Genomic DNA, 19,995 nt, shown 5'->3' with positions numbered 1-19,995 from the left:
CCACTGTTCCGGTAGGAATGGTGGCTCATGGGGCTGCTGATCCTCGTCACGGTCGCGGGCCTGGTGGCGTCGCTCGTCGACGGGGCGCTGGGCATGGGCTTCGGCCCGACCTCGTCGACGCTCCTCCTCGGCGCCGGCCTGGCGCCCGCGGCGGTGTCGACCACCGTGAACGTGGCCAAGGTGGCGAGTGGCCTGGCCGGGGGCATGGCCCACTACCGCTTCGGCAACGTCGACCGCGGCCTGGTGGTGCGGCTGGCCGTGCCGGGCAGCCTCGGTGCCCTGGTCGGTGTGACCGTGCTCGCCAACGTCGACGGTGGCGCCCTCCGGCCCTACCTCGCCGGCCTGCTGCTGCTGGTGGGCCTCCGCATGCTCCTGCGCTTCAGCCGCCCCCCGGCGACCGGGGGACCGGCGGTGTCGTCGCGACCGGCGGGGCCGTCGGGGCCGTCGGTGCCGGACGACGTCTACCACCCGGGGATCCTGGTGGCGGCGTTTCTCGGCGGCGTGACCAACGGACTGGTCGGCGCCTGGGGCCCGGTGGTGACGCCGGTGCTGCTGGGGCGGCCCGGCCTGGAGCCGCGCGTGGCGATCGGCTCGGTCAACACCGCGGAGGTGGCCGTCGCCCTCACGGCGTCCGGCACGCTGATCGCCTCGCTGAACGGCGCCGGTGTCGACCTCGGGATCCTGGTGGCGATGCTGCTCGGCGGTGTGACGGCGGCACCCGTGGCGGCGTGGGTGGTGCGACACCTGGCACCCCGCTGGCTCGGAGTCGGCGCCGGCGGGCTGCTGCTGCTCACCAGCACCCGTGACCTGGCCGGCGCCGCCGACCTCGGTCTGTCCCGGTGGGCGGCCTACGCGGCGGTCGCGACGCTGGTGGCCGTCGCCGCCCGCGTGTCGCTCCGCGGTGGGCCGGTCCAGGAGGACGCCCGCCCCGCCCTGCTCCCCGGCGGCTGAGCTCCGATCAGCTGCCGTGGTGGCGGCGGAACGTGGCCATCAGCTGGTCGCGGGTGTGGGGCTCGACCTCGTCGACCTCGGATTCGGCCAGGCGGCCGGTGAGGCGGACGACCTCGCGCCACTGGGCCAGCACCGTGGTGCAGCCGTCGCAGTAGCCGAGGTGCTCGTCGATCTGCTCCCGTTGCCCGTCGGGGAGCGCGTCGTCGAGGTAGTCGGTCACGAGCTCCACGAACTGCTGGCACGGCAGGTCGTCGGGAGTCGGGGCACTCATACGGACACCTCCGTGAGGTAGCTCTCCAGGGCCGACCGCACCTTCGCCCGCGCCCGGTGCAGAACGACCCGCTGGTTGGCGGGGGTGAGGTCGAGGACGGCGCACACCTCGGCCGACGACCAGCCCTCGACGTCGCGCAGCGTGATCACGCTGCGGTGCGGTTGCGGCAGCTCGGCGATCGCCGCCCACACCTGCGCCAGCGTCTCCTGCGCCTCCAGCCGCGCCGGCGGCAGCTCGTCCCACGGCGGCGGCGGGTCGACCCAGTGCCCCGGCCACTGCGGATGGTCGGCGGGGGCGAAGCGCTCGGGCGGGAACGTGGGGCCGAGGCCGTCGTCGCCGACCGCGGCGAACGGGACCGAGCGGCTGTCCCGGGCGCCCCGGGTGCGGGCCTTGTTCATGAGGATCCGGCAGATCCACGTCTTGAGCGCCGACCGTCCCTCGAAGCGGTCGATGCCCTCGATGACGGCGAGCCACGTCTCCTGCACCACCTCGTCGGCGGTCGCCGACGACGCGACGAACGAGCCCGCCAGCCGCCGCAGCGACCGGTCGTAGCGGTCGAGCAGCCAGCCGAAGGCCGTCTCGTCTCCCCGGCGCAGGGCTGCGACCAGGACGTCGTCGTCGAGGAAGTCGTCCTCCATCTCCCGGTCATCATCGCAGCTGTAACGCTCGGGCCCTCGCCGGGACTGTTCCCACATGAGCACCACCACGGCCCTCGCCCCGACCGTCAGCCCGGCGACCCCGATCCCGCCCGCTCCGTCGGCCACGAGCCGCCTGGTGCGCCGCCTCCTCCCGCTGCACGCCGCGGTGCTGCTCCAGAGCGTCGGCCTGTGGGTGCCGGTCGAGAAGCTGTTCATGAACGAGATCGGCTTCGACCCGGCCAGCGTGGGGGTCATGGCGGCGGCCTACGCCGCGGTCGTGCCGCTGATCGAGGTCCCCTCGGGCATCCTCGCCGACCGCTGGAGCCGCCGCGGTGTCCTGCTGCTGGGGATCCTCGCCCTGCTGGCCAGCGCGACGATCGGCGGGCTCAGCCACAGCGTGACCACCTACACCGTGGGCGCCATGTTCCTGGGCGCGTACTTCGCGCTGCAGTCCGGCACGGTCGACGCCGTCGTCTACGACACCGTGCTGGAGGAGACCGGTAGCGGCGACGCCTTCGAGCGGCGCATCGGCCGGATCCGGATGATCGAGAGCGCCGGCCTGGTCAGCAGCGCCCTGCTGGGCGGGTGGCTGGCGGCGGTCACCAGCCCGCGGCTCACCTACTTCCTCACCGTGCCGTTCCTGGTGGCGTCCGCCGTGGCGCTGCTGGCGTTCCGGGAGCCCCACCTGCACGAGGCCGCGGAGCGCACGTCGCTGCGCACCCACGTCGCCACCACCTACCGGGCCGTGACGCAGCGGGGCTGCCTGCTGCCGCTCGTCGGGGTGATGGTGCTGACGTCGCTGCTGGTGAACGTGGTGTTCGAGTTCGGGCCGCTGTGGCTGGTGGCGCTGGCGGCGCCGGCGGTGCTCTTCGGCCCCCAGTGGGCCGGCCTGATGTCGTCGTTCGGCCTGGCCGGGCTGCTGGCGGGGCGGCTGCGCCTCGGCGATCCCCGGGGGATGGGGGCCGTGGTGGCGGCGATGCTCGGCAGCAGCGTGGTGATGGCGACCGTGCGCGACGCGGTCGTGGTGACCGCGGCCCAGCTGGTGCTGGCGGTGCTCGCGCTGATGCTCGGCATCCTGCTGACCGCCCGCCTGCACGACGCGGTGCCGTCGGCCATCCGCTCCGGTGTGGCGTCCGGGGTCGGCATGTTCAGCTGGATCGCCTTCCTGCCGTTCGCCCTGCTCTTCGGGTACGTGAGCAAGCAGGTGGGTGTCTACGCGGCGGGCTGGATGATCGTCGCGGCGACGGCCGTGGCCGGTGTTCTGCTGGTGCGGCTGTCGCTGTCGGTGCAGGGCGCGTCCGGCGTCCACGCCGACCGACCGCTGGCGTGCGCCGGATGGGCGGCTGCCCCCGCTACAGCCGTTCGGTGAGCACGTGGCGGACGACCTTGCCGAGGGCGTTGCGGGGCACCTCGTCGATCCGCTCCCAGCGGCGGGGGCGCTTGTAGGACGCGAGCCGTTCGTCGCACCAGGCGACGAGGGCCGCGTCGGTCAGGTCGTCGCCGTCGCCGTTGCCGTCGGCGAGCACGACGAAGGCGCACACCCGCTCGCCCCACTCGGGGTCCGGGGCGCCCACCACGGCGGCGTCGTCGACGGCCGGGTGCGCCCGCAGCACCTCCTCCACCTCCCGCGGGTACACGTTGAACCCGCCGCTGATGATGAGCTCCTTGGCCCGACCGACGATGCGCAGGTAGCCGTCCGGGTCGACCTCGCCCAGGTCACCGGTGCGGAACCAGCCGTCGTTGAACGACTCGGCCGTGGCGTCGGGCCGCCGCCAGTAGCCGGCGAACACGTTGGGGCCGCGCACCTCGATCTCCCCGTTCGCCTCGGCGAGCCGCACCTCGACGCCCGGCAGCGGGAAGCCGACCGACCCGGCCCGCCGGTCGCCGTCGTAGGGGTTGGAGACGAGCATCGCCGTCTCGGTCATGCCGTAGCGCTCGAGGGGAGCGCGCCCGGCCAGGTCGGCGACGGCGGCGTGGAGGTCGGGCGGCAGGGGCGCCGAGCCGGACACGCCGAGGCGCAGCCGAGCGAGGGCGTCGGCGCCAGGGTGGGCGGCGAGGCGGTGCCACATGGTGGGCACGCCGAAGAACATGCTGGCGCCGTCCTGGATCGAGTCGAGGACGGCGCCGGGGTCGAAGCGGTCGTGCAGCACGGCGGTGGCGCCGGTGGTGAGCGTCCCGTGGAGGCCGACACCGAGGCCGTGCATGTGGAACAGCGGCAGCGCCAGGACCAGGCGGTCGTCCGGGCTCCAGCGCCAGGCCAGGGCCACGGCCTCCGCCGAGGCCAGCAGGTTGGCGTGGCTCAGCAGCGCCCCCTTGGGCGCCCCGGTGGTGCCCGACGTGTAGGCCAGCAGCGCGGGATCGCCGCCGGTGGCGGCGTCGAGCGTCCCGGGCGTCGCCCCTGACGCCGGGGGCAGTCCGCTCAGGTCGGGCGGCGTGACGACCGCCCCCGGTACCGCCGCGGTGATCCACCGGCCCCGCTCCTCGACGTCGGTCACCGCCGCCGCCACCTGCGCATCGCCCACCACGTGGGCCACCTCGGGCTCCCGGTAGGCGCCGTTGAGCGGCAGCGCCACCGCCCCCAGCCGCAGCACGCCGACGTAGGCGACGACGTGGTCGAACGACGCTCCCGCGGAGAGCACCACCCGGTCGCCCGGCCCCACCCCGGCGGCCGAGAGCCGCGCCGCCGCCACCGCCGAGCGCTCGTCCAGCGCCGCCGCGGTCAACGTGCCGCCCGCCGGGTCGACCAGCACGGCCTTCTCCGGGTCGTCGGCCCAGCGCCGCCGCCAGGCCGCCACCAGCGACCCGGCCCCCAGCCGCACGTCACCGGGGTCGACGCCCGGCGGGAGATGTTCGGTCCACGAGATCACGCCGCCAGTCTCGCCCGCCGACCGGATCGAGCGCGATCTCGTCCGGTGGCCTAGAAAGCTGTCATGGACGAGAAGGGCAACGAGGGCGTCGTGCTGCGGCGGCGACCGGTCGGGCTGCTGCGCCACGACGACGTCGAGCTCGTGGACCTCCCGTTCCCCGAGCCGCCGCCGGGCGGGATCGTGGTGCAGACCGACCGGATCGGCATCGACGCCACCGTGCGCAGCTGGCTGCAGGAGGGCGAGGGGTACTTCCCGGCCGTCGAGATCGGCGAGGTGGTGCGCAGCTCCGGCATCGGGCGGGTGGTCGCCACCGACTCGCCGAACTTCCGGGAGGACGACGTCGTCACCGCGCTCACGGGCTGGCAGCGCTACGTGGCGCTGAACGACGACATCCTCGCCACCAACGTCGGGCCGGCGGACGTCGTCGATCAGGAGGCCCACATGGCCGTCTACGGCTCCGCGGGCATGACCGCCTACGTCGGGATGCTGGAGGTCGGGCAGGTGAAGGCCGGCGACCGGGTGCTGGTGAGCGCCGCCGCCGGGGCCACCGGCAGCATCGCCGCCCAGCTGGCCAAGCTCCAGGACGCCGTGGTCGTCGGACTGACCGGCAGCGACGACAAGTGCCGCTGGCTGGTCGACGACCTGGGCCTCGACGCCGCCGTCAACTACCGCACCGCGGACGTCCCCGCCCGCCTCAAGGAGCACTTCCCCAAGGGCATCGACGTGTACTTCGACAACGTCGGCGGGTCGCTGCTCGACATGGCGCTGGCCCGCATCGCCAACGAGGGTCGGGTGGTGCTGTGCGGGGCGATCAGCTCCTACAACGACGAGCACCGCCCGCCCGGGCCCGCCAACTACCTGAACCTCATCCAGCGGCGGGCGTCGATGCAGGGCTTCCTGTCGCTCGACCATTGGGGCCGCTTCGGGGAGATCCAGCCCGTGCTCGAGGGCATGGTGAAGGCAGGCGACCTGAAGTTCCGGACCGAGGTGTTCCAGGGCCTCGACACCGCCGTCGACGCCCTCAACGCCATGTTCACCGGCCGCAACACCGGCAAGATCGTCATCGAGCTCTGACAACCAAGCGAAATTGCGTGGCTGGCGGCCCTATAGCGGCCGTCAGCCACGCAATTTCGTCAGTGGAGCCAGGGGTGGTCGGCGGCGAACCAGCGGCGGGCCGCCGACGCCGTGCGGGGGCCGTAGGTGCGGTTGCCCCGGCGTCGGCCCAGGTCGCGGCGGAGGCCCTCGGCCTCGGCGGGGCTGCACGGCTGCCGGTACACGTCGACGCCGTAGAGCCGGGCGGCGTTGCGCCACAGGACCTTGTGCTTCACCTCGTCGGTGAGCGCCGGGTAACCGAACTCCTCCTGGAAGCGCTCGCTGATCCGGAACGACCGGAAGGCCTGGATCTGGTCCTGGGGCGAGCCGGCCCAGATGGAGTCGGTGCCCCACAGCAGCCGGTCCTCGCCCACGGCCAGGAGCAGCTTGCCCAGCAGGTGGGCGGCCTCGTCGACGTCGCCCATCTTCGACCGCCACGTCCAGCCCAGCTCGGCGTAGACGTTGCCGCCGGCGTCGATCCCGGCGTCGTCCAGCGACCTCACCAGCCGGTCGACGCCCCCGCCCTCGGGGTCGTAGGGCCCCTCGACCACCTCCATCTCGGCACCCGAGTGGTAGACGACGAGCGTCACGTCGGGGTGCGCCGCGGCGGCCCCACCGACGTCGGCGGGCGACGCCAGCTCGGGGTCGCCGAGCGGCGGGCCGGCACCGGAGACCAGCCCCTTGTGCACGCACAGGATCGGCGGTCCGGTGGTCTCGATCTCGGTGAGCAGGGCCTCGCCGATGTCGTCGGTCAGCCGGTAGCCGCGCTCGCCGCCGATGTGGGTGTAGGTCTTCCAGGCGACGATCGGGTAGCGCTCGGCCTCGGCCCGCATCGCCTCCAGGGCGGCTTCCAGCGGGCCGACGTTGGGCCAGGCGTGGCCCTGCACCAGCACCCGCCCGTCGCCGCACAGCTCGTCGACCCGGTCGCGGGCCTGGGCCATCACCTCCGCCGACAGCGGGTCGGGGTCGCCCAGGGGGGACAGGGCCGAGAGCACGGCGACGGTGGTGTCGCTGCGCTCGAACAGCTCCTCGATCCAGCGCTCGGTGGTGAAGCAGTCGTTCGGGTCGGCCTCGCCGCACTCCTCGCCGAAGGGGAACAGCACGCCGATGCCGCCCTCGTGCCCGGCCGGGTACTCGAGGAGGTGGGTCTGGACGTCCATCACCGGCCGGTCGTCGCCCAGGGCCTCGAGGGCGGCGTCGGGGTCGACGGTCGCCTCCTCGGGGACGTCGTAGGTGCCGCCGTCGCCGCCGCCCGAGTCCGACGAGCAGGCCGCCAGCGCCAGCAGCGCCGTGGCCGCCCCCATCGAGGAGACGAGGAAGTCGCGCCGGTCCATGCCCAGGCGACGGGCGTTGTCGTCGCTCTGCCGGCGGGCCCGGCGTAGCGCCTCGACCACCACGTCCGACGGCGGCGCCGGCGCGCACTCGCCGTTCGAGCACGGTTGCCCCAGTTTCAGCGGCAGCCCCGGATCGTCCATGCCACACCTCCGCCTCGCGCCCGCCGTCGTCGCGTCGCCCTCAATGATGCCGGGACACCGGGCGGTTGCGTGCGACGATTGTGGCAGCGGAGCGAGGAGGAGCCAGGGTGTTGAGACTCGGCAACATCGCCTTCGACTGCGACGACGTCCTGACGGTGGCGCGCTTCTGGTCGGCCGCACTCGGTCGGCCGCTCGACGAGGGGAGCAGCGAGCTGTGGGCCTCGATCGGCGGCACCGACGGAGCCCGGGCGGAGCCGGCGTGGTACTTCAACAAGGTGCCCGAGTCGAAGCAGGCGAAGAACCGCGTCCACCTCGACCTGACGACACCGGATCCCCTCGCTGTCGACGAGCTCGTGGCGCTCGGCGCGACCGTCGTCGGCGAGCACGAGGTGCCGGGAGCCGGCCACCGCTGGACCGTGCTGCGCGACCCCGAAGGCAACGAGTTCTGCATCGCGGCGAAGAGCTTCACCGGCTGGTCCTGACCCGCACGCGATGAGTTCGGGGCCCCGGGGCAGTCTGTACCTCCGTTGGGCCAACAGGAGAGAGACGACATGAGCCTTCCCAGGATCGCCTACCGTGAGGAGTGGTTGGCCGCGCGCCGCGAGCTGCTCACCGAGGAGAAGGAGCTGACCCGACGCCGGGACGCGCTCAGCGTCGAGCGCCGCAACCTGCCGATGGTCGAGGTCGAGAAGGACTACGTGTTCGCCGGCCCGGACGGACCGGTGGGACTGGCCGACATGTTCGACGGCCGCCGGCAGCTCGTCCTCTACCACTTCATGTTCGACCCCTCGTGGGAGGACGGCTGCATGAGCTGCACCGCCGGCACCGACGAGCTGTCGCCCGGGTTCCTCGATCACCTGCACACCCGGGACACCAGCTACGCCCTGGTGTCGCGGGCGCCGCTGGAGAAGCTGGAGCGCTGGAAGGCCAAGCGGGGCTGGGACATCCCCTGGTACTCGTCGTTCGGGACCGACTTCAACTACGACTTCGGGGTCACCGTCGACGAGTCGATGGGCCAGGGCACCTACAACTACCGCACCGCTGCCGAATGGGAAGAGGTGGGACAGCCCTTCGGTGACCAGCCGTTCGAGGCGCCCGGCCGCAGCTGCTTCCTGACGGTCGACGGACGGGTCTTCCACACGTACTCGCAGTACGGGCGGGGCCTGGAGATGACCGGCGGGTCGTACTACTTCCTCGACCTCACGCCGCTCGGCCGCCAGGAGGAGTGGGAGGAGCCGAAGGGCCGCGCGGAGTCGGCCCGCGCCGCCCGCCCCGACTTCGCCACGTAGCCGCCGCCCCTGACCCCGCAGGTGACCGTCAGAGGTACTGGCCGACGGACAGGTCAGCCGGCTGCTGGTCGGTGGTGGCGACGGCCCGGACGTCGTCGGCCAGCAGCGTGCGGACGTCGTCGCCGCCGGGCGCAGCCAGGGCCGTGATGCGCTGCGCCTGCACGGCGATCGCCCGGTCGAGCACGTTGCGCATCACCCGCCCGTTGCCGAACGACTCGTCCCGCGGCGCGGCCTTCAGCAGCGCCCGCACCACGTCGGTGGCCCCGCCGCCCAGCTCGTAGCCCGCCTCCGACGCCATCAGCTCGAAGATGGCGACCAACTCGTCGTCGCTGTAGTCGGGGAAGCGGACCGTGTTGGGGAAGCGCGACTCCAGCCCGGGGTTGGCGCCGACGAACGCCGTCATCGGCCCCGAGTAGCCGGCCACGATCACCACCAGGTCGTCGCGGTGCTCCTCCATCTGCTTGAGCAGCTCGGCCACGGCCTCGTCGCCGTAGTCGTCGTAGCTCTTCGGCGGCGTGAGCGCGTACGCCTCGTCCACGAACAGCACCCCACCCAGGGCCCGGCCCACCGCGGCGCGCACCTTCGGGGCGGTCTGCCCGAGGTACTCGGCGATGAGGTCCGACGGCGACACCTCCACCAGGTGGCCCGAGCGCAGCAGCCCGAGCTTGGCGTAGACGGCCGCCAGCAGTCGGGCCACGGTGGTCTTGGCGGTGCCGGGGTTGCCGGTGAACACCAGGTGGCGGGTGGGCGCGGTGACCGGTAGGCCCGCGTCGCGGCGCAGCCGCTCGGCCTTGGCCTCGGCGACCAGCAGGTGGATCTCCCGCTTCACCGTGTCGAGGCCGACCAGGTGGTCGATCTCGGTCAGCGGGTCGCTCGACAGCTCGACCGCGCTCGACGCGGTCAGCTCCTCGGGGACGTCGCCGACGAGCAGCTCGTGCAGCGACTCGTCCTCGTCGACCACGCCGTCGGCCAGGATCCTCCGCGCTTGGGCCGCGATCGTGCGGTCCAGCAGGTCGAGCGCCAGCGACGCCCGGCCTGCGGTCCGCCCCACCTGCGCCTGCAGCAGCGCCCGCACGGTGTCGGTCACCCCGTCCTGGAGCGTGAAGCCGGCCCCGGCGGCCCGGGCCGCGAACAGGTCGACGACCTCGGTGTCGGCCAGGGTGGGGAACCGCACCTTGTTGGTGAAGCGGCCGGACAGCTCGGCGTCGGTCTGGAGCAGGCCGTTGACCCCCGCCTCCGGCCCGGTGACCACCACGACCAGGTCGCGGGGCTGGGCTTCCAGGCCGGCGACCAGCGCGCCCAGCGCGGCCCGGTTGCGCCAGGCGTCGTCGCCGATCGGAGTGAGGTCGTGGGCGTCCTCGATGCACAGCACGCCGCCGGCGGCCCGCTCGAGCCAGCGGCCCACCCGGGCACCCCCGTCGCCCACGAGGTCGGACCGGTCGACCGACACGAGGTGGCCCGACGACAGCAGCCCGAGGTCGGCGAGCATCCGGCCCAGGATGCGGGCGACCATCGTCTTGCCCGTGCCCGACTCACCGGTGAAGGCGAGGTGGCGGGGGACGCCCGACGCGGCCATCCCGGCGTCCCGCCGCAGCATCGCGGCCTTGGCCTCGGACACCAGCAGGCGGATCTCGGTCTTGACCGACTCGATGCCGACGCAGTCGTCCAGGTCGGCGTGGGGGTCGGAGCCCGCCGCACCCACGGGGAACAGGCGCGTCGGCAGGTCGGCCAGCGTGACCCGCACGGAGGCGCCGTCGCTGGCGTCGGTGGCGTCACGGGCGTCCCGGGCCTCGGCGACCGTGACGGCCAGCGTGACCAGGTGGTCGACCAGCCGGACGCCCCGGAGGTTCCGGTGCGCGGCGGTGCCGGCCAGCAGCGCTCCCGCGGCCGCGGCCACGTCGTCGGTCACCTGCGCGCCCCGGCGGGCGATCGCACGCTGCACCAGCTCGGAGAGGTGGTCCTCGGTGAAGTCGTAGGTGCGGGCGACGGTGAAGCGGTCGAACAGCGCCGGGCTCGCCTCGAAGACCTGCAGGTCGCCGTCGGGCCGGCACACGGCCACCGCCGACAGGTCGGTGTGGAGCCGCAGGGCGTGCCGCAGCTCCTCGGCGACCGCGGTGCCGCAGCGGTCGTTGGCGAGCAGCCGGTCGAGCCCGTCGACCACCAGCAGGTACCCGCCCCGCACGCATTCGACGACGGTGGCGCGGAGCTCCCTCACGGCGTCGGTGCTGTTCAGGTTGGTGAACAGCCGGTCGGACAGCCAGCGCGAGCCGTTGGCCAGCCCGCGGTTCGCCAGCGCCCGGGTGAGCAGGTCGACGGCGGTGTGCCGTCCGGTGGCCTCGGGCCCGGCGATCAGCAGACGGAGCGCGGTCGAGGCGGTGGCACCGGCCTCCCGGAGGACCGACGTCAGCTCCGGCTGCCCGACGAGCCGGTCGTCGAGCTCCTCGTCGACGTCGTCGTCCTGATGGCGTTGCCCGAGGCTGGTGGCCAGCGGGTTGACGATCCTGCTGCGGGGCCGGAAGAGCTGGCGCAGATCGTGCTGGAACAGGCCGACCGGCAGGAAGCTCACGTGGCTCACGGGGTTCCCGGGCAGGCCCCGCGCCGCGCCGCTCACCCGCGTCGCCATGTCGAGCCAGGCGCGGCAGGCGTCCACCTCGCCGACCACCATGCCGTGCATCAGCCAGCCCCGGAGCCCGGCCCGCCACTTGTCCAGGGAGAAGTCGTCGCCGAGCTCGAATGCGTGCACCTGGGTCGTCTCGCAGTCCTCCAGCGTCAGGGCCACCTCGAACGCGCCGGGCACCTGGCGCAGGTCGCACTGCAGCAGCACCTTGGCGAGCGCCATCGGGAAGGGGTCGCCGTGGCCGGTGGCGTCGAGGAGCCGCGCGTGCGCTGCGGCCAGCCCCGAGCACGCCCACTCCAGGTAGCCGACCGGCCCGTGCAGCTCGGGCAGCACGGCCAGGATGTCGTCGTCGGCGGCCTCGGCGCAGAGCGTCGTCAGTTCGTACCAGGGCGCCGCGGTGGTGCTCCCGCCGGCCCCGAGGTCGGCCTCCCAGCGGTCGTACAGAGCCCGCGTCGCCCGGATGCGTGCCGCCACCGGCTCCAGGTCGGCGAACACGTCGAGCGTGGCGCGGGTGAGCTCGAGGCTCAGTCGCCGCCGCTCCGGGTCGTCACCGGCGGCCTGGGGCAGCCACTCGCCCGGTGGCCGCATGGCGCCACCCCACACCGACCAGACGACCAGGTCGTGCATCATCGACAGCGGCGGGCCGAGGAAGCTCGCCATCGTCTCGGTCTGCACGTCGCGGCGGGGGCCGGCCCGCAGCGCCGAGGGGCCGAGCAGGTACTCGAGCAGGCACCAGAGGTCGGCGCCGGTGGCGGTTGTCTCGTCCCGGTAGAAGGTCGGTAGCTCGCCGTCGAGCTCGGAGGCGCGGGGGTCGCGGTTCAGGGCCTCGGCCCGCGCCCCGATCTCCTCGTACAGGCCGTCGGGCACCCGCCACGGGCCGAAGGAGTAGACGTCGAGCACGGGCTCGTCGGTCAGCAGCAGCTCGAGGTGGTCCGGCAGCTTCGGTGTCCGCATCCCGCCCATTCTTCCGCGGGAGAATCGACGACATGACCTCCCCACCTCCGGGCGACGACGATCCCGATGCGACGCAGCCCCGGCCGGAGATCGGCCCCGACCCCGAACCCGACCCCGAACCCGACGCCGGTTCCGACACCGGTTCCGACACCGGGGGCGAGGTGACGCAACCGCTCGACGACATCACCACGGCGGAGACGAACGTCCCTGTGGGGCCGACGACGGTGTTCGGCGGGCCTCCCGTGGTCGACGACGGCCTCGCGACCCCGGAGGCCGAGGAGCTCGAGCGCGCCGAGAAGGCCCACCGCGTCCGGCGCCGGGCGCTGATCGCCGCGCTGGTCGTCGCGATCGTCGCCCTGCTGGTGTTCGCCGTCTACCTGCTGACCAGCGACGACGACGACGAGGACGACGACTCGCCCACGACCACGACGACCGTCAGCACCCTGCCGTCCACGACGGTCGACGAGTCCCCGGCGGTGACTGGCCCGGCCTCCACCACCGCACCGTCACTCAGCACGACGACCCCGCCCACGACCTCGACCACGCAACCCTCGACCACCACGACCGCGCCGCCGACGACCACCACGACCCAGCCCTCGACCACCACGTCGCCCAGCACCACGACCCAGCCCCCCACCAGCGTCACCCTGCCCACGGACTAGGGGAGCGCGGCAAGGCCGCTCACACGAGGTCGTCGAACTCCCCGGCTTTGACGCCTTTGAAGAAGGCGTCCATCTCGTCGCGGGTGAACATCGTGATCGCCAGCTGCGGGTCGCTGCTGTTCCTCATCGCGAAGCCACCGTCGGGCAGCGCCGCGATCTCGACGCAGTTGCCCGCGGCACTGAAGGTCGACTTCCGCCAGTGGAGCGCTTCCGGGGTCACTGAACCAGTCATGGAGGTGAGAGCCTTTCCGCTAGTGCTCGCACCGTTGCGAGAGGTTTCTCGAATAAACAGGCCACCACGTCGACATGATCTTGTCGAACCCGCGAGGTACCCCCGGAAACCCTCCGGGGGTACCTCGCTGTCGTCGGGTCAGGCCATGTCGTCGAACTCCCCGGCCTTGGCACCCTGGAGGAACGCGTCGATCTCACCACGGGTGAAGATCGTCATGCCCGACGAGGGGTGCTTGCTGTTCCTGATGGCGATGTCCCCGCCCGGGAGCTCGGCCATCTCGACACACTGGCCCGCGGCGCTGTAGGTCGACTTGCGCCAACTGAGCGCATCCATGGGCACGGAATTAGTCAATGCGGGCATGCCTTTCTGCCGTTTCTCGCATCGTTGCGAGAGACGCCTCGCGATCCAGCGCCAGGTCGGCCAGGCCGTCGAAGGCCAGCGCGTAGCGCTCGATCGCATCGAAGTCCTCGAGCCACAGCCCCTCGTCGATGTGTTCGAGGTAGACGACGGGGTCGGGTCGATTCAGCGGGAAGGAGAGGATCGAGAACGGCCCGGTCGAGAAGGAGTGGACGCCGCGTTCGAACGGGACGACGCGGACCGTCACGTTGGGCAGCGTCGCCATCTCGGCCAGGTGCTCGAGCTGGGGGGCCAGCACACCGGGTTCGACGGGGGAGCGCAGCAGGACGCCTTCGTCGATCACGGCGTCGAGCTTCGTGGGCTCCTCCTCACGGGTGAGGATGGCCTTGCGGGTGGTGCGCAGCTCGACCAGCCGATCGATCTCGCGTCGGCTGCGACGGCGCAACCCCCCGCTCATGATCGCTCGGCAGTACTCCTCGGTCTGGAGGATCCCGGGGACGAGCAAGGGCTCGTAGGAGCGGATCGCCGCGGCTCCCTGCTCCAGGCCTACGTAGATCGGGAGCCAGGCGCCCACGAGGTGCTCGAAGCGCTCCCACCAGCCCTCTTCCTGCGCCTTCCTGACCGCGGCATAGAGCGGCTCGCGGTCGGCCTCGGGCAGGTCGTAGAGCGGCAGCAGCTTGTCGAGGTCGTCGTCCGTGACCGGCCGCTGACTGGTCTCCAGGTAGCTCAGCCGGGCTCCCGACCAGCCGCACTCCCTGGCAGCGTCCTTCTGGGCCAGGCCTCGCGCCTCGCGCAGGCGCCGTAGTTCTGAGGCGAGCCAACGGCGCGAAGCGGTCGGGCTCTCGGGGGTGGCCATCGGCGCGCTGTTCTAGCTAAACGATCTGGTGGCCGTCAACCATCCGCTCGATGCATGATCATGCATTGCTTAATCAGAGCGGTTGGTTTAAGTTAAACAGACCGGACACAGCAAGGAATCGCTCGTTGAAAAGCAGGCACCGGGGCGGCCACCGGCTTGCGCCCAGGGTCACCCGGTGCATCCAACCTCCAGGGGAGGTCGAGATGGCCATTGCTCCTACCTGTGACCCTCGTCAGACATCTGGCGATCGGTGCGGACCATGAAGCCGCACGACGACCGGGTCTTCGGGCCCGGTCCGCACGACGACCTCAACCCGTGCGAGTTCCACACCTCCGACGGCTGGGTGCTGGTCGACGCGATGCTCGCGATCCTCACCGGTGTCGCGACGATCCTGCTCGTCGTCTTCCGGCGCCCGCTCAGGATCTTCTTCCTCGTGGTCGCGATCGCGACGATCGGGGCGATCGCCGGCTGGTGGGCGCCCTGACCTGGGACATCGCCGACACGCTCGACACATCGGGCGGCGCTCGGGAGCCTGTGCGATGCTCTGGCGCGTGACGCCGCCCATCCCGCGCCGTCGGCTGCTGCAGGGGACGGCGGTGCTGGGCCTGGCGGGCCTCGCTGCCGGGTGCAGCGGGTCCGACAAGAAGGAACCGCCCCGGCGATCTCGGCCGGTGCTCCCGAGCGACTGGGACTACCCGACGGCCCCCGACAGCCGTCCACCGTTCTGCCACGGGGTGGCCAGCGGCGATCCGCTGGCCGACCGGGTGGTCATCTGGACCCGCCTGACGCTGCCCGAGCCGCCCCGGTCGGCGGTGCGGGTCCGCTGGCGCATGGCCCGCGACCGGGAGCTGCGCGACGTGGTGGCGGACGGCACGGTGGCCGCCGACGCCTCCCGGGACTGGACGGTGAAGGTCGACGTCGGCGACCTGGAGCCCGGCACCACCTACCACTACGGGTTCACGGCCCAGGACTGGAGCTCACCGGTCGGCCGCACCCGGACGGCTCGCCCCCTCGACGACGGGATCGGCATCGCCGTGGTGTCCTGCTCGTCGTACTGGTCCGGCTGGTGGAACGCCTACGACCGCATCGCCGAGCGCGACGACGTCGACCTGGTGGTCCACTGCGGTGACCACGTCTACGACACCGTCGACAGCGCCGAGTGGGTCCGCGCCCGCGACGACCGCTTCGAGCCGGAGCACCCCGACTTCCGGTCGTGGCGCGACCTCGACGAGGTGCGCCGCCGCTACGCGCTCCACTACGCCGACCCGAGCTTCCTCGCCCTCCACCTGGCGCACCCCCTCACCATCGCCTGGGACAACCACGACGTCGGCGGTGACACGGAGGACCAGCCGGAGCTGGCCCGCCAGGCGTTCTGGGAGTGGACGCCGTGCCGGCCACCCGACGCCGAGGTCGCCGACGACGGCAACCTCGTGCCGGCCGACGTGATGCGCGACCACCGCCAGCTGCGCTACGGCGACGTCGACCTGTTCGTGCTCGACCTGCGCACCCGCAGCGACGACACCACGATCCTGGGCGCCGAGCAGCGGGCGTGGTTCGAGTCCGGGCTGCTCGACTCCGCCGACCGGGACGCACCATGGCGCATCGTGGTCAACCCCATCCCGATCGCCCGGGTCGGCCTGGGCGGCGCCGGCTACGGCGGCTGGACCGACCGGGCCGGTGACCAGGAGTCGATGCTGCAGTACCTCGTCGACAACGGGATCGACGACTGCGTGTTCCTCTCCGGCGACGCCCACGGCGCCTTCGTCGCCGACCTCCCGCCCGACCAGAACGCCGGCTACGACCCCGCCACCGGGGCCGGCAGCGCGGCGGTCGAGATCCTCGCCAACAGCGTCAGCCGGGGCGGAGGCGACGAGACCGTCGCCGCCGGGCTCTACGGCGAGCGCTACGGGGGCGAGCCCGACGACGACCGTGAGCGCTTCGAAGCGCTGCTGCCCGACGCCCAGGCGACCACCGAGGGCCTCGAGCAGTCGCTCCTCGACGCCAACCCCTCGCTCGCCTACGCGCAGTGGCGTGACCACGGCTACGGCATGGTGCGGCTCACCACCACCGAGGCGACGCTGGAGCAGTGGTTCGTCCCGCACCTGGAGTCGTCCGCCGACGAGACGCTCGGGGCCCGGTTCACCGTCGCCCGCGGCACCAACCACGTCGTCCCGGCGGACTGACCCGGCGACCGGGGGGCCGGACGGCCGGGGCGAGGTCAGAGCCAGCCGGCGTCGTGGGCGATCCGGATGGCGTCGATGCGGTTGCGGGCGCCCACCTTGGTGATGGCGTTGGACAGGTAGTTGCGGACGGTGGCCGGCGACAGGGCCAGCCGGGCGGCGATCTGCTCGGTGGTGATGCCGTCGCCGGCCGCCCGCAGCACGTCGGTCTCCCGGGCCGTGAGCGGGGTGCTCCCGGTCTCCAGCGCCGCGGCCACCAGGTCCGGGTCGATGACCCGCTCGCCGGCAGCGACCCGGCGGATCCCGTCGGCCAGGGTGTCGGCCGGGGCGTCCTTCACGATGAACCCCCGGACGTGCACCTTCAGCGCCCGCAGCAGGTTGCCCGGCTGGCCGAGCCCGGTGAGCACCAGGGCCCGGCACTCGGGCAGCTGCTCGTGGAGCTGCTCGGCGGCGCTCAGCCCGTCGAGCCCCGGCAGGTCGATGTCGAGGACGGCCACGTCGGGCCGGGTGCGCAGTGCCGTGGCCACGATCTCGTCGCCCCGGTCCAGCTCGGCGACCACCTCCATGTCGTCCTCGAGCGAGAGCAACGCCACCAGCGCACCCCGGATGAGGTGCATGTCCTCGGCGATCAGGACCCGGATCATGCGTGCTCCTCTGCTGCCTCGGGGATCTCGACGACGAGCCGGAACCGGCCGTCCGGCAGGCGTGCCCCGGTCACCGTTCCCGACAGTGCCCGGGCGCGTTCGGCCAGCCCGGCGAGACCGCTGCCCGGCCCGCCGCCCGCCGGTCCCCGGACCCCGTCGTTGACGATCTCCAGCCGCACCACCCCGTCGCGGCGCTCCGCCGACAGCCAGCAGGCCTGCGCCTCGCTGTGCCGCAGCAGGTTGGTGGTTCCCTCCCGCACGGCCCAGCCGAGGACGTCGCCCACCGCGGCGTCAGGCCCGGGTTCGGGTTCGGGGAGATCGAGACGGATCCGGGTGTCGACGCCCGCCGCGGCCAGCAGCGCGGTGGCCGCGTCGATCTCGCGGCGCAGCGACACCTCGTGCCGGTCGTGGGTCACGGCCCGCACGCCCCGCAGCGCGTCGCGGGCCACCTCGGTCAGGCCGACGATCTCGGCCCGGGCAGCCTCGGTGTCCGACGGCAGCAGCCGCAGGGCCAGGTCGCCCTTGAGCGACACGGCCGACAGGCTCTGGCCCAGCAGGTCGTGGAGGTCGCGGGACACCCGCAGCCGCTCCCGACCCACCGCCATCTCCGCCAGCTCCAGACGGGCGGCGTACAGCTCCTCCACCACCCGGACCAGCCGCGCCGACCCGTAGAGCGCCACCGCGCCCATCACCACGATGGCCAGCCAGTACAGCGTCCAGAAGACGGTCTCGCCCTCCGAGGCGCCGGCCACCCAGAAGCTCCGGGCGAACAGGACGAGGTTGCCCAGCACGACGCCCGCTACCACGGCGACGGCGAGCCGGCCGCGCAGCAGCATGGCGGCCGACGCAAGCACGAACCACTGGGTGTCGGCCCAGTCCCAGCTGAACCACCACGACGGGACGTAGGCGAGCAGGGCCACGGCCAGGAGCGTCGCCGCCCAGACGGGAGGTCGCTCGCCGCGGGCTGCCGCCAGGCTGTGCCGGAGCTGGAGCCCGCCCAGGGCCACGGCGGCCAGGGCGATCAGCGTGCTCCCGCCGAGCCCCAGGCTCTCGTGGCGGGCGATCGTGTAGACGGGCGGGGCGACGACGAACGGCAGGTGGAGGGCCACCAGGAGCCCGGGCGCGTGCCGCGCCGTCCATCGCGGGAACCCCGCCGGGTTGCTGGCGGCGGTGCTCATGTCGCGCTTCCTGCCCGCACCGCCACCTGCACCTGTCCCGCCTGGTGGGTGACGGCGAGGACGCACGTCCCGGTGGTGTCGGCCCGCAGCAGCCGGGAGATGTCGGCCCGCAGCTGCGACCGGAGCGCCTCGTCCGCGGTGTCGGGGACGCCGTCGCGTGGCAGCACCACCTGTGTGGCGATGCCGGCGGCGGTCAGGAGGGTGGCGGCGGTGTCGAGCTCGGCCGACAGCGACACCCGCTGGTAGCCGTTGACCAGCTGGCGGGCCTGGGCCAGGGTCCGGCGGGCGCCGCCCACGAGCGCCTCCAGCTCCGCCTCCAGCGGCCCGGTCCCGGGTCCGGCCCACGGCGTCGTGTCGTCGTCGACGAGGACCGTGGCCCGCTCGCCCTGGGCCGTGATCGAGCGCAGGGCGGCGCCGAGCGTCTCCCGCAGCTCGCCGTCGAGGCGCAGCCGCTCGTGCACCACGGCCTCGTCGGCCAGCGCCCGCCGTGTCGCCTCCAGGCGTCGCACTGCCCCCACCAGCCAGATCGGCACGAACACCGCGGCCGCACGCCAGGCGACGGTCACCGCGTAGTACGAGGGAGCGGCCGCCACCCAGGAGTCGAGCAGCAGCGACAACGGCACCTGCGCGGCCACCACCGCCGCCACGACCGCCAGCGACCAGCGGGGTCGCAGCACCAGCAGGGCCGAGACGGCGACCACGTGGAACGTCGGCAGCCAGAGGTCGCCCAGCGGGAGCGCGGCGACGATCACGACCGTGAGCGCCGCCAGGGTCCAGGCACCGCCGCGGGCGCGGGACCCCCGGGCCGCGTGCTCCACGTGACGCAGGTGCAGGGGGAGGTAGGCGGCGGTGGCCAGCAACGCCCATGCCCCGTCGGCGTAACCGCCCGGCCAGAACGCCGACGACTCGGCGATGAGACCCACCTGGACCAGGGGGAAGACCGCGGCGTACGCCATGGCGCCGGGGGTGGCGAAGCGCAGCAGGCCCCCGAACCGCTCGACATCCTTCAGCCTGATCACCACCCGAGACGACCGACGGGGACGGCCCGAGACTACGAGCCGTCCCCGTGCAGGTTCGATCACCGGGAGCGTGAGCGCTACCGCCACCGTCATGACGACCGGCTCAGCTGCGCCTCGTCGAGCCGCCGTGGAGCACGAGGGCCCGACCCAGGCATCCCAGCGCCGCCGTCGACAGCAGGGCGCGCACCACGTTCCAGGCCACCCACGGGCCCTCGAAGTCGTTGCGGACCGCCGCCAGGTTCGTGATCAGGTCGGGGTCGCCGGCCCGGTCGAGCTGGTCGTTGAGCGGGATGTTGATCCCGAACGTGACGGCGAGCGCCACGCCGTAGAGGGCCACTGCGGCCACGATCCACCGTGTGGCGTCCCGCAGGCCCAGGCGCCGGTGCAGCATCGCGGCGACGGCCGGGAGCACGAAGGCGCCGAAGAAGACGGGCAGGAACGCGGCGTTCTGGACCGCCTCGTTGATCCGCTGCATCGACAGCACGAACGTGCGGTCGTCGGTCTTGGCCAGGCCGAGCATCACCGAGACGGCCCAGGCGTAGAAGAACCCGGCCATCAGCCCGGTGGCGACCAGGGACGCTCCGAGCACCCGGCCCGCCGTCCTTCGGGGGAGGGGGCCGGTGGGGGCGACCGAGCGGGTGTCGGGGGCGGGGGCGGTGAGGTTGGGGGCGACGATCATTCGGCTCTCCTCCTGGGTGGGGACGAGGTCGACT

Annotated in this window: 20 protein-coding genes; 8 read left to right on the top strand and 12 right to left on the bottom strand. The window is 73.1% G+C overall.

What is annotated here, in order from left to right; all coding sequences use genetic code 11:
- Positions 1–27 precede the first annotated feature (27 nt).
- Positions 28–951: a sulfite exporter TauE/SafE family protein gene (locus tag VK611_14820; protein ID HMG42606.1), complete on the top strand. Its 924-nt coding sequence runs from the start codon at positions 28–30 to the stop codon at positions 949–951.
- A 7-nt stretch (positions 952–958) separates the two neighbouring features.
- Here VK611_14820 and VK611_14815 read toward each other — a convergent pair whose 3' ends face one another.
- Positions 959–1,222, bottom strand: coding sequence for a zf-HC2 domain-containing protein (locus VK611_14815; protein ID HMG42605.1), 264 nt, complete (start codon positions 1,220–1,222; stop codon positions 959–961).
- Positions 1,219–1,860: an RNA polymerase sigma factor gene (locus tag VK611_14810; GenBank protein ID HMG42604.1), complete on the bottom strand. Its 642-nt coding sequence runs from the start codon at positions 1,858–1,860 to the stop codon at positions 1,219–1,221. Before VK611_14810 ends, VK611_14815 begins: the two co-directional genes overlap by 4 nt.
- Positions 1,861–1,915: 55 nt before the next feature.
- Here VK611_14810 and VK611_14805 point away from each other — a divergent pair, with 55 nt between their 5' ends.
- A complete protein-coding gene (locus VK611_14805) occupies positions 1,916–3,229 on the top strand; it encodes an MFS transporter (protein ID HMG42603.1) in 1,314 nt (437 codons plus the stop codon).
- Here the strand turns inward: VK611_14805 and VK611_14800 are convergent.
- Positions 3,213–4,727: an AMP-binding protein gene (locus tag VK611_14800; protein HMG42602.1), complete on the bottom strand. Its 1,515-nt coding sequence runs from the start codon at positions 4,725–4,727 to the stop codon at positions 3,213–3,215. The genes VK611_14805 and VK611_14800 overlap by 17 nt on opposite strands.
- Before the next feature lie 63 nt (positions 4,728–4,790).
- Between VK611_14800 and VK611_14795 the strand changes: the two genes are divergently transcribed.
- The gene (locus tag VK611_14795; protein ID HMG42601.1) at positions 4,791–5,801 is read left to right on the top strand and encodes an NADP-dependent oxidoreductase; all 1,011 of its coding nucleotides are present in this window, start codon (positions 4,791–4,793) and stop codon (positions 5,799–5,801) included.
- A 59-nt stretch (positions 5,802–5,860) separates the two neighbouring features.
- Here the strand turns inward: VK611_14795 and VK611_14790 are convergent, their stop codons facing one another.
- Positions 5,861–7,294, bottom strand: a complete 1,434-nt coding sequence (locus VK611_14790) for an amidohydrolase family protein (GenBank protein HMG42600.1) — start codon at positions 7,292–7,294, stop codon at positions 5,861–5,863.
- 107 nt (positions 7,295–7,401) lie between these two features.
- Between VK611_14790 and VK611_14785 the strand changes: the two genes are divergently transcribed.
- Together VK611_14785 and VK611_14780 are read left to right on the top strand one after the other, a co-directional pair.
- Positions 7,402–7,776, top strand: coding sequence for a VOC family protein (locus tag VK611_14785; protein HMG42599.1), 375 nt, complete (start codon positions 7,402–7,404; stop codon positions 7,774–7,776).
- A gap of 69 nt (positions 7,777–7,845) precedes the next feature.
- Complete coding sequence (locus VK611_14780; GenBank protein ID HMG42598.1) at positions 7,846–8,583, top strand: DUF899 domain-containing protein; 738 nt, start codon at positions 7,846–7,848, stop codon at positions 8,581–8,583.
- 28 nt (positions 8,584–8,611) lie between these two features.
- Here the strand turns inward: VK611_14780 and VK611_14775 are convergent, their stop codons facing one another.
- On the bottom strand, positions 8,612–12,154 hold the full coding sequence (locus tag VK611_14775; GenBank protein ID HMG42597.1) for an AAA family ATPase: 3,543 nt from the start codon (positions 12,152–12,154) through the stop codon (positions 8,612–8,614).
- Positions 12,155–12,186: 32 nt separating this feature from the next.
- Between VK611_14775 and VK611_14770 the strand changes: the two genes are divergently transcribed.
- A complete protein-coding gene (locus VK611_14770) occupies positions 12,187–12,816 on the top strand; it encodes a hypothetical protein (protein ID HMG42596.1) in 630 nt (209 codons plus the stop codon).
- 19 nt (positions 12,817–12,835) lie between these two features.
- Here the strand turns inward: VK611_14770 and VK611_14765 are convergent, their stop codons facing one another.
- From VK611_14765 to VK611_14755, 3 genes are all read right to left on the bottom strand, one after another.
- Positions 12,836–13,048 (bottom strand): DUF397 domain-containing protein, encoded by a 213-nt coding sequence (locus tag VK611_14765; protein ID HMG42595.1) that lies wholly within the window; start codon positions 13,046–13,048, stop codon positions 12,836–12,838.
- Positions 13,049–13,186: 138 nt separating this feature from the next.
- The gene (locus VK611_14760; protein ID HMG42594.1) at positions 13,187–13,381 is read right to left on the bottom strand and encodes a DUF397 domain-containing protein; all 195 of its coding nucleotides are present in this window, start codon (positions 13,379–13,381) and stop codon (positions 13,187–13,189) included.
- Between the two features lie 10 nt (positions 13,382–13,391).
- Positions 13,392–14,261 carry a helix-turn-helix transcriptional regulator gene (locus VK611_14755; protein HMG42593.1) on the bottom strand — a complete coding sequence of 290 codons (870 nt, stop codon included), beginning with the start codon at positions 14,259–14,261 and terminating at the stop codon, positions 13,392–13,394.
- A gap of 259 nt (positions 14,262–14,520) precedes the next feature.
- Between VK611_14755 and VK611_14750 the strand changes: the two genes are divergently transcribed.
- Positions 14,521–14,745: a hypothetical protein gene (locus VK611_14750; protein HMG42592.1), complete on the top strand. Its 225-nt coding sequence runs from the start codon at positions 14,521–14,523 to the stop codon at positions 14,743–14,745.
- Positions 14,746–14,812: 67 nt separating this feature from the next.
- Positions 14,813–16,444 (top strand): alkaline phosphatase D family protein, encoded by a 1,632-nt coding sequence (locus VK611_14745; GenBank protein HMG42591.1) that lies wholly within the window; start codon positions 14,813–14,815, stop codon positions 16,442–16,444.
- A 35-nt stretch (positions 16,445–16,479) separates the two neighbouring features.
- Here the strand turns inward: VK611_14745 and VK611_14740 are convergent, their stop codons facing one another.
- The 4 genes from VK611_14740 to VK611_14725 form a co-directional block, all read right to left on the bottom strand.
- Positions 16,480–17,085 carry a response regulator transcription factor gene (locus tag VK611_14740; protein HMG42590.1) on the bottom strand — a complete coding sequence of 202 codons (606 nt, stop codon included), beginning with the start codon at positions 17,083–17,085 and terminating at the stop codon, positions 16,480–16,482.
- Complete coding sequence (locus VK611_14735) at positions 17,082–18,263, bottom strand: histidine kinase (protein HMG42589.1); 1,182 nt, start codon at positions 18,261–18,263, stop codon at positions 17,082–17,084. Before VK611_14735 ends, VK611_14740 begins: the two co-directional genes overlap by 4 nt.
- Entirely contained in the window at positions 18,260–19,282 is a 1,023-nt protein-coding gene (locus tag VK611_14730; GenBank protein HMG42588.1) for a hypothetical protein, read from the bottom strand. Before VK611_14730 ends, VK611_14735 begins: the two co-directional genes overlap by 4 nt.
- A gap of 103 nt (positions 19,283–19,385) precedes the next feature.
- Complete coding sequence (locus tag VK611_14725) at positions 19,386–19,961, bottom strand: anthrone oxygenase family protein (protein HMG42587.1); 576 nt, start codon at positions 19,959–19,961, stop codon at positions 19,386–19,388.
- Positions 19,962–19,995: the final 34 nt, after the last annotated feature.

It is taken from the genome of Acidimicrobiales bacterium, from assembly GCA_035316325.1.
In the GTDB taxonomy this organism is placed as follows: domain Bacteria; phylum Actinomycetota; class Acidimicrobiia; order Acidimicrobiales; family VFJN01; genus DASXTK01.
This window is presented reverse-complemented; position numbering and strand designations above follow the sequence as displayed.

Coding starts and splice junctions, on each gene's coding strand:
- VK611_14820 (HMG42606.1), top strand. CDS start 28: ATGGGGCTGCTGATCCTCGTCACGGTCGCGGGCCTGGTGGCGTCGCTC.
- VK611_14815 (HMG42605.1), bottom strand. CDS start 1,222: ATGAGTGCCCCGACTCCCGACGACCTGCCGTGCCAGCAGTTCGTGGAG.
- VK611_14810 (HMG42604.1), bottom strand. CDS start 1,860: ATGGAGGACGACTTCCTCGACGACGACGTCCTGGTCGCAGCCCTGCGC.
- VK611_14805 (HMG42603.1), top strand. CDS start 1,916: ATGAGCACCACCACGGCCCTCGCCCCGACCGTCAGCCCGGCGACCCCG.
- VK611_14795 (HMG42601.1), top strand. CDS start 4,791: ATGGACGAGAAGGGCAACGAGGGCGTCGTGCTGCGGCGGCGACCGGTC.
- VK611_14790 (HMG42600.1), bottom strand. CDS start 7,294: ATGGACGATCCGGGGCTGCCGCTGAAACTGGGGCAACCGTGCTCGAAC.
- VK611_14780 (HMG42598.1), top strand. CDS start 7,846: ATGAGCCTTCCCAGGATCGCCTACCGTGAGGAGTGGTTGGCCGCGCGC.
- VK611_14775 (HMG42597.1), bottom strand. CDS start 12,154: ATGCGGACACCGAAGCTGCCGGACCACCTCGAGCTGCTGCTGACCGAC.
- VK611_14770 (HMG42596.1), top strand. CDS start 12,187: ATGACCTCCCCACCTCCGGGCGACGACGATCCCGATGCGACGCAGCCC.
- VK611_14765 (HMG42595.1), bottom strand. CDS start 13,048: ATGACTGGTTCAGTGACCCCGGAAGCGCTCCACTGGCGGAAGTCGACC.
- VK611_14760 (HMG42594.1), bottom strand. CDS start 13,381: ATGGATGCGCTCAGTTGGCGCAAGTCGACCTACAGCGCCGCGGGCCAG.
- VK611_14755 (HMG42593.1), bottom strand. CDS start 14,261: ATGGCCACCCCCGAGAGCCCGACCGCTTCGCGCCGTTGGCTCGCCTCA.
- VK611_14750 (HMG42592.1), top strand. CDS start 14,521: ATGAAGCCGCACGACGACCGGGTCTTCGGGCCCGGTCCGCACGACGAC.
- VK611_14740 (HMG42590.1), bottom strand. CDS start 17,085: ATGATCCGGGTCCTGATCGCCGAGGACATGCACCTCATCCGGGGTGCG.
- VK611_14735 (HMG42589.1), bottom strand. CDS start 18,263: ATGAGCACCGCCGCCAGCAACCCGGCGGGGTTCCCGCGATGGACGGCG.
- VK611_14725 (HMG42587.1), bottom strand. CDS start 19,961: ATGATCGTCGCCCCCAACCTCACCGCCCCCGCCCCCGACACCCGCTCG.